Source organism: Micromonospora sp. RV43 (assembly GCF_001029515.1).
GTDB lineage: Bacteria > Actinomycetota > Actinomycetes > Mycobacteriales > Micromonosporaceae > Micromonospora > Micromonospora aurantiaca.
Genome location: NZ_LEKG01000261.1, coordinates 1 through 6849, shown reverse-complemented (window position 1 = coordinate 6849; position 6849 = coordinate 1). Strand labels below are relative to the sequence as shown.

Here is a 6849-nt window from a genome sequence, read left to right as displayed (position 1 = left end):
CCTCCAGCGCCGATGGTACTGCACTCGGGAGGGTGTGGGAGAGTAGGACACCGCCGGACAATCTTCCAATTCAGGGCCACCCCATGCGGGGTGGCCCTGAATTGCGTTGCCCCCCGGAAAACACCACCAGACCGGCCGCAAAGCCGGCCCCGGACGCGCGTGAGCGATGGACTGCCCACCCCGTTGCCCGCACTGCACCGGCTAGCCGTACCGCCCGCTACTTCCCGGAAACGCCGAACCAGGCCGCCACTTCCCCGAAGTAGCGGTGGCGAGGTGCCCCGGATCCAGCCACTTCCCCGAGCTGGCGAACCGGCCCGCCACTTCCCCGAAGTGGCGGCGACGGACGGCCCGGCATCCGGCTACCTCGCCGAGATGGCGAACCAGCAGCAGGTTCCCCCAGGTGGCGTCAACGGAGTACCCCGGACCTAGCCACTTCGCCGAACTGGTGTGCCGGTCAGCATTACGCCGAAGTGGCGGCAACGGAACGCCCGGATCCAGCCACTACCCCGAGCTGGCGAACCGGCCCACCACTTCCCCGAAGTGGCGGGACGGACTGCCCGGCATCCAGCCACCTCCCGCGAACAGGAGGGCTGGGAGCCGTTACCCCGGAACTGGTGGCATGGGAGGGGACAGGGGGTCGCCGACACCGCGACGTGGCGGGGACGGGGCAAGGCGTGTGTGGGCACCTCGTCGTACCGGCGTGGACGAGTGAGCGCCGAGGTCGCGGGTCAGCGGCTCTGGACGGACTCGCGGATGTCGCGGAACAGGGCCGCGGCGTCGTCGACCCGGCGGCCCGGGAACATGCCCATCACGACGCTGCCGTGGTCGGCCCACCCGCACACCGCGAAGTCGCCACCGTCGCCGCTCGTCGTACCGCACTTCATCACGCCGCCCAGGCGGCCCGCGTCCACCTCGCGCAGCCCTGCCACCCGGCCTGTCTCGTCGGCCATCAGGCCGAACAGGGTGTCCAGGTCACGTTCGGGCTGCCAGAGCAGCGTGGTGCCGCCGAACAGCAGCACCGAACGCTTGGCGTCCCCGCCGTCGGAGTAGACGGCGCCGTAGCCGCGGTCCAGCTCGATGTCGGCGGCCAGTCCGTCGCGCAGGTAGTCGGCGGTGCTGCGGGCCCGCTCGCTGTCGTCGCGTACCAGCCCGGCCACCTCGGCCGGCTGGCCGAGAGTCGTGTCCTTCTGCTGGAGCACCCGCCAGCCGCCCAGCCCGAGCGCGCCCGCGCCGGCGAGCCCGGCCGCGAGGAGAGCGGCCATGACGATCTTCCGGCGTCGGGAGACGGGACGGCGTTCGGGCTCCTGCGCGGGATCGCGGCGGCTCAGCTCGATCGGCTCTTCGGTCAGCTCGAACGGATCGGAACCCCCGTCGACCGGGCGCTCGGTGAGATGCGCGTCGGACATGACCGCCACCGTACGCGAATCACAGGTGGTGCACGCCGGGTCCCCGAAAGCGCTCCGTAGACTTTCAGGGTGACCGAGAGACTGGATGCCCGACGCCCCGACGCCCCGACCCTCGCCGGCCAGTACCAGCCCGGCGAGGTAGAGCAGCGACGGTACGAGCAGTGGGTAGCCGGTGGGCACTTCCGGGCGTCGGCGGACAGCGAGAAGCCGCCGTTCACCATCGTCATCCCGCCGCCGAACGTCACCGGCTCGCTGCACATGGGTCACGCGTTCGAGCACACGCTCATGGACGCGCTCACCCGGCGCAAGAAGATGCAGGGCTACGAGGCGCTCTGGCTCCCGGGCATGGACCACGCCGGCATCGCCACCCAGAACCTGGTCGAGCGGCAGCTCGCCGGTGAAGGGCTGTCCCGGCACGACCTCGGGCGGGAGAAGTTCGTCGAGCGGGTCTGGCAGTGGAAGGCCGAGTCCGGCGGCGCGATCCTCGGCCAGATGCGCCGGCTGGGCGACGCGGTCGACTGGGACCGCGAGCGGTTCACCATGGACGAGGGCCTGTCCCGGGCCGTGCAGACCATGTTCAAGAAGCTCTTCGACGACGGGCTCATCTACCGGGCCAACCGGATCATCAACTGGTGCCCGCGCTGCCTCACCGCGCTGTCCGACATCGAGGTGGAGCACACCGACGACGAGGGCGAGCTGGTCTCGATCCGCTACGGCGACGAGGTCGTGGTGGCGACCACCCGGGCGGAGACCATGCTCGGCGACACCGCGGTGGCGGTGCACCCGGACGACGAGCGCTACCGGCACCTGATCGGCACCGAGGTGGAGCTGCCGCTCACCGACCGGCGGATCCCGATCGTCGCCGACGAGCACGTCGACCCGAGCTTCGGCACCGGCATGGTCAAGGTGACCCCGGCGCACGACCCGAACGACTTCGAGATCGGCCAGCGGCACGACCTGCCGTCGCTGACGATCATGGACGAGCGCGGCGTCATCACCGCGCCCGGCCCGTTCCAGGGCCTGGACCGGTACGAGGCCCGCCCGGCGATCGTCGCGGCGCTGCGCGAGCAGGGTCGGATCGTGGCCGAGAAGCGGCCGTACCTGCACGCGGTGGGGCACTGCTCGCGGTGCAAGACGACAGTCGAGCCGCGCCTGTCGTTGCAGTGGTTCGTCAACACCGCCCCGCTCGCGAAGGCCGCCGGTGACGCGGTGCGCGACGGCCGGGTGAAGATCGAGCCGGCCGAGCTGGCCAAGCGTTACTTCGCCTGGGTCGACAACATGCACGACTGGTGCATCTCCCGCCAGCTGTGGTGGGGCCACCGCATCCCCGTCTGGTACGGCCCGGACGGCGAGATCGTCTGCGTCGGCCCGGACGAGGAGCCGCCGTCCGGCGAGGGCTGGCGGCAGGACGAGGACGTGCTGGACACCTGGTTCTCCAGCGGCCTGTGGCCGTTCTCCACGCTCGGCTGGCCCGAGCGCACCCCGGACCTGGCGAAGTTCTACCCGACCAGCGTGCTGGTCACCGGCTACGACATCCTGTTCTTCTGGGTCGCCCGGATGATGATGTTCGGCCTGTACGCGATGGACGGCGTGCAGCCGTTCGACGTGGTGGCGCTGCACGGCATGGTCCGCGACGAGCACGGCAAGAAGATGTCGAAGTCGTTCGGCAACGTGGTCGACCCGCTGGACTGGATCGACCGGTTCGGCGCCGACGCCACCCGGTTCACGCTGGCCCGGGGCGCCAACCCCGGCCAGGACGTGCCGGTCAGCGAGGAGTGGTGCCAGGGCTCCCGCAACTTCTGCAACAAGCTCTGGAACGCCACCCGGTTCGCGCTGCTCAACGGCGCGCACACCGACGGCCCGCTGCCGGCCGCCGCTGACCTCTCCACCGTCGACAGGTGGATCCTGTCCCGGCTGGCGCACGTCACCGCCGAGGTCGACGAGCAGTTCGAGGCGTACGAGTTCGCGAAGGTCTGCGACCTGCTCTACCACTTCGCGTGGGACGACGTCTGCGACTGGTTCGTGGAGCTGAGCAAGCCGGTGCTGGCCGAGGGTGGCCCCGCCGCCGACGCCACCCGCCGGGTGCTGGGCCACGTGCTGGACCAGCTCCTGCGGCTGCTGCACCCGGTCATCCCGTTCGTCACCGACGAGCTGTGGGCCGCGCTGAGCGGCGGCGAGACCGTCCTGACGGCGTCCTGGCCGGTCGCCGACCGTACCCTGATCGACGACGCCGCGGAGGGCGAAGTCGGCACCCTTCAGCGGGTGGTGACCGAGGTCCGGCGGTTCCGGTCGGACCAGGGGCTGCGGCCGACCCAGCGGGTCGCCGCGCGCCTCGACGGCCTGGCCGGCGCGGGCATCGCGGCGCACGAGCCGCTGGTGCGCTCGCTGGCCCGGCTCGACGCGCCCGGCGACGACTTCCAGGCCGGCGCCACGCTGGCCATGCCCGGCGCGGTGAGCGTCGCGCTCGACACCCGCGGCTCGATCGACGTGGCCGCCGAGCGCGCCCGGCTCACCAAGGACCGGGCGGCGGCCGAGAAGGAGGCCACCCAGGCGCGGGCGAAGCTGGACAACCCGGCGTTCGTCGGCAAGGCGCCCGAGCCGGTGGTGGCGAAGATCCGCGAACGGCTGGCGGTGGCCGAGGCGGACCTGGTCCGGATCGACGCCGCCCTGGAGGCGTTGCCCTCGTGAGCGCGAGGAGTGAGCCGGGGTTGCGAGCCCCGCAGTCGCGAACGAAAGATGGCTCCGCATGACCGACCGCACCGACCGCACCGAGTTCGCCGAGGTGGAGGCCGCGCTCAACGCGCGCGGCTTCACCCGGATGCACTTCGAGCTGGAGAAGATCGAGACCCTGCTCGACCTGCTGGGCAGCCCGCAGCGGGCGTACCCGTCGATCCACCTGACCGGCACCAACGGCAAGACCTCGACGGCCCGCATGATCGACTCGCTGCTGCGGGCGTTCGGGCTGCACACCGGCCGCTACACCAGCCCGCACCTGGAGACCGTCCGGGAGCGGATCAGCCTGGACGGCGAGCCGGTGGGCGAGGACCGGTTCGTGTCCACGTACCGTGAGATCGCGCCGCTGGCCGAGCTGGTCGACCAGCGGTTCGCCGAGCCGCTGACGTACTTCGACATGACCACGGCGCTGGCGTTCGCCACGTTCGCCGACGCCCCGGTCGACGTGGCGGTGGTGGAGGTCGGGCTCGGCGGCGCGGAGGACGCGACGAACGTGATCCAGGCCGGTGTCGCCGTGATCACCCCGATCGGGCTGGACCACACCGAGTGGCTCGGCGACACGATCGAGGACATCGCGCTGCACAAGGCGGGCATCATCCACCCCGGTGCCACGGTGATCGCGGCGGCGCAGGAGGAGGAGGCGGCCCGACCGATCCTGGAACGCTGCGCCGAGGTCAACGCCACCGTCGCGCGCGAGGGCGCCGAGTTCGGCGTGCTGCGCCGCGCGGTCGCGGTCGGTGGCCAGGTGCTGACCATCCAGGGCCTGGGCGGGGTGTACGAGGAGATCTTCATCCCGCTGCACGGCGCGCACCAGGCGCAGAACGCGGCGGTGGCGCTTGCGGCGGTGGAGGCGTTCCTCGGTGCCGGCGCCCGGCGGCAGCTCGACATCGAGGCGGTCCGTGAGGGATTCGCCGCGACCAGTTCGCCGGGCCGGCTGGAGCGGGTGCGTAGCGCCCCGACGGTGCTGCTCGACGGCGCGCACAACCCGCACGGGATGGCCGCGACAGTCGCCGCCGTGCAGGAGGAGTTCGCGTTCAGCAAGCTCGTCGGCGTGCTGGCGGTGCTCGGCGACAAGGACGCGGCGAGCCTTCTGGAACTGCTCGAACCGGTGCTCGACTCGATCGTGGTGGCGGAGAACAGCTCGGCCCGGACGATGCCGGTGGACGAGCTGGCGGCGCTGGCGCGGGAGATCTTCGGGCCGGAGCGGGTGCAGGTGGCCCGGGACATGCCGGACGCCATCGAGGCGGCAGTGGCGGAGACCGAGTCGGACGTGCCGGGCGAACTGTCCGGGGTGGGCGTGCTGATCACCGGATCGGTGGTGACAGTGGCCGACGCCCGCCGGCTGCTCAAGCGATGACCGGCCCGCAGCAGCGCCCGACCGGCGCTGAGCGGCCGACCGGCGCTGAGCGCCCGACCGGCCCGGAGCAGACGACCGGCCCGGAGCAGCCGACCGGCACTGAGCGGCCGACCGGCGCTGAGCAGGCGACGGGGCCGGCGCAGCTGTCCGATCCGGAGCAGGCGGGCGGCGTTGAGCGGCTGGTCGGTCCGGAACAGGCGGCCGGTTCGGAGCAGGCAGGCGGCTCGGAGCCGGTGGGCGGCTCGGAGCCGGTGGGCGGCTCGGAGCCGGTGGGCGGCGTGCGGCGGTCCGGGCTGCGGAACCCGGACAAGGCAGTGCGCGGACTCGGCGCCGGCACGATGTCGCTGGAGGCGCTGGTGCTGCTGCTGGCCATCCAGCCGATCCGGGTGGTCGGCGGTGACCTGAGCGGCGCGGCGATCGGCGCGATCGTGGCGCTGGCGGTCGCCTGTGTGGTGCTCGCCGGCATTATGCGCCGCCCGTGGGCGTGGCACGCCGGCACCGTGATCCAGGGACTGCTGCTGCTCTCCGGGCTGCTGCACTGGTCGCTGTTCGCGCTGGGTGTGATGTTCGCGCTGGTGTGGGCGTACGCGCTGCACGTGCGGCGGGTCATCCTCGGCTGAGCGCCGTCGCGCGGTTGCGCGTGTTAAGAGGGGCCCCTTCCTCTACCTGAGGCGTTAAGAAGGGGCCCTTCCTTACACCTGGGCGAGCGTGCGCCACTGCGTCAGCGCGACGCCGTGGCCGTCGGGGTCGCGGAAGGCAGCCGCCCACACCTCCAGCTTGGTGCCCCGGTTGACGACGCGCGGGGCGTACGTGAACCGGACGCCGGAGTCGCGCAACCGCTCGTATGCCCCCTGGATGTCGTCCACCTCCAGGTTCACGTGCACCAGGCGACGGCTGATCGGGGCGGCGCCGGTCACCCGGCGCAGCACCAGCCGGGTCGGCCCGGAAGAGAGCACGGCGTTGCCCTCGCCCCGGTCCAGCTCGTCGAAGCCGAGTTCTCGGTAGAAGTCGAGGGACCGGTCCAGGTCGGTGACGAGCAGCGTGATGCCGACGCCGCTGATCGGGCTGGCCAGCTCGTCCGGCTCGGCCGCGCCGGGCGGGCCGAAGATCGCCTCGTCCAGTTCCTCGGCGGTCGGCGGCGCGTCGGAGCGCCGCGGCGCGTCCGCGGGGTCGTCCAGCGCCACGTCGATCGGGTCGGGTCCGGTGTCGGCCGGTCCGGATCCGGCCGGTCCGGGGTCGGCCGGTCCGGAGTCGGACCGTCCGGAGTCGGCCGGTCCGGAGTCGACGAACACGGTCTCGACCGGCACGGTGTCGACCGGCTCCTCGGCCGGCGAGCGGGGGGCCGGTCGACAC

The 6849-nt window shown here is 72.3% G+C and carries 5 protein-coding genes; 3 read left to right on the top strand and 2 right to left on the bottom strand.

The window, feature by feature from the left end:
* Nucleotides 1–728: 728 nt before the first annotated feature.
* Nucleotides 729–1406, bottom strand: coding sequence for a hypothetical protein (locus ABD52_RS35205; RefSeq protein ID WP_013288028.1), 678 nt, complete (start codon nucleotides 1404–1406; stop codon nucleotides 729–731).
* Between the two features lie 69 nt (nucleotides 1407–1475).
* Here ABD52_RS35205 and ABD52_RS35200 point away from each other — a divergent pair, with 69 nt between their 5' ends.
* The 3 genes from ABD52_RS35200 to ABD52_RS41810 all read left to right on the top strand — a co-directional run bounded on the left by ABD52_RS35200 (nucleotide 1476) and on the right by ABD52_RS41810 (nucleotide 6116).
* Nucleotides 1476–4094 (top strand): valine--tRNA ligase, encoded by a 2619-nt coding sequence (locus ABD52_RS35200; RefSeq protein WP_047894575.1) that lies wholly within the window; start codon nucleotides 1476–1478, stop codon nucleotides 4092–4094.
* Nucleotides 4095–4152: 58 nt separating this feature from the next.
* Nucleotides 4153–5496: a folylpolyglutamate synthase/dihydrofolate synthase family protein gene (locus ABD52_RS35195; RefSeq protein ID WP_047894574.1), complete on the top strand. Its 1344-nt coding sequence runs from the start codon at nucleotides 4153–4155 to the stop codon at nucleotides 5494–5496.
* A 233-nt stretch (nucleotides 5497–5729) separates the two neighbouring features.
* Nucleotides 5730–6116 carry a DUF4233 domain-containing protein gene (locus tag ABD52_RS41810; RefSeq protein WP_047894573.1) on the top strand — a complete coding sequence of 129 codons (387 nt, stop codon included), beginning with the start codon at nucleotides 5730–5732 and terminating at the stop codon, nucleotides 6114–6116.
* A 72-nt stretch (nucleotides 6117–6188) separates the two neighbouring features.
* Here ABD52_RS41810 and ABD52_RS35180 read toward each other — a convergent pair.
* Nucleotides 6189–6849: VOC family protein (locus ABD52_RS35180; RefSeq protein ID WP_235437653.1), on the bottom strand; the 661-nt coding region annotated here is incomplete at its 5' end.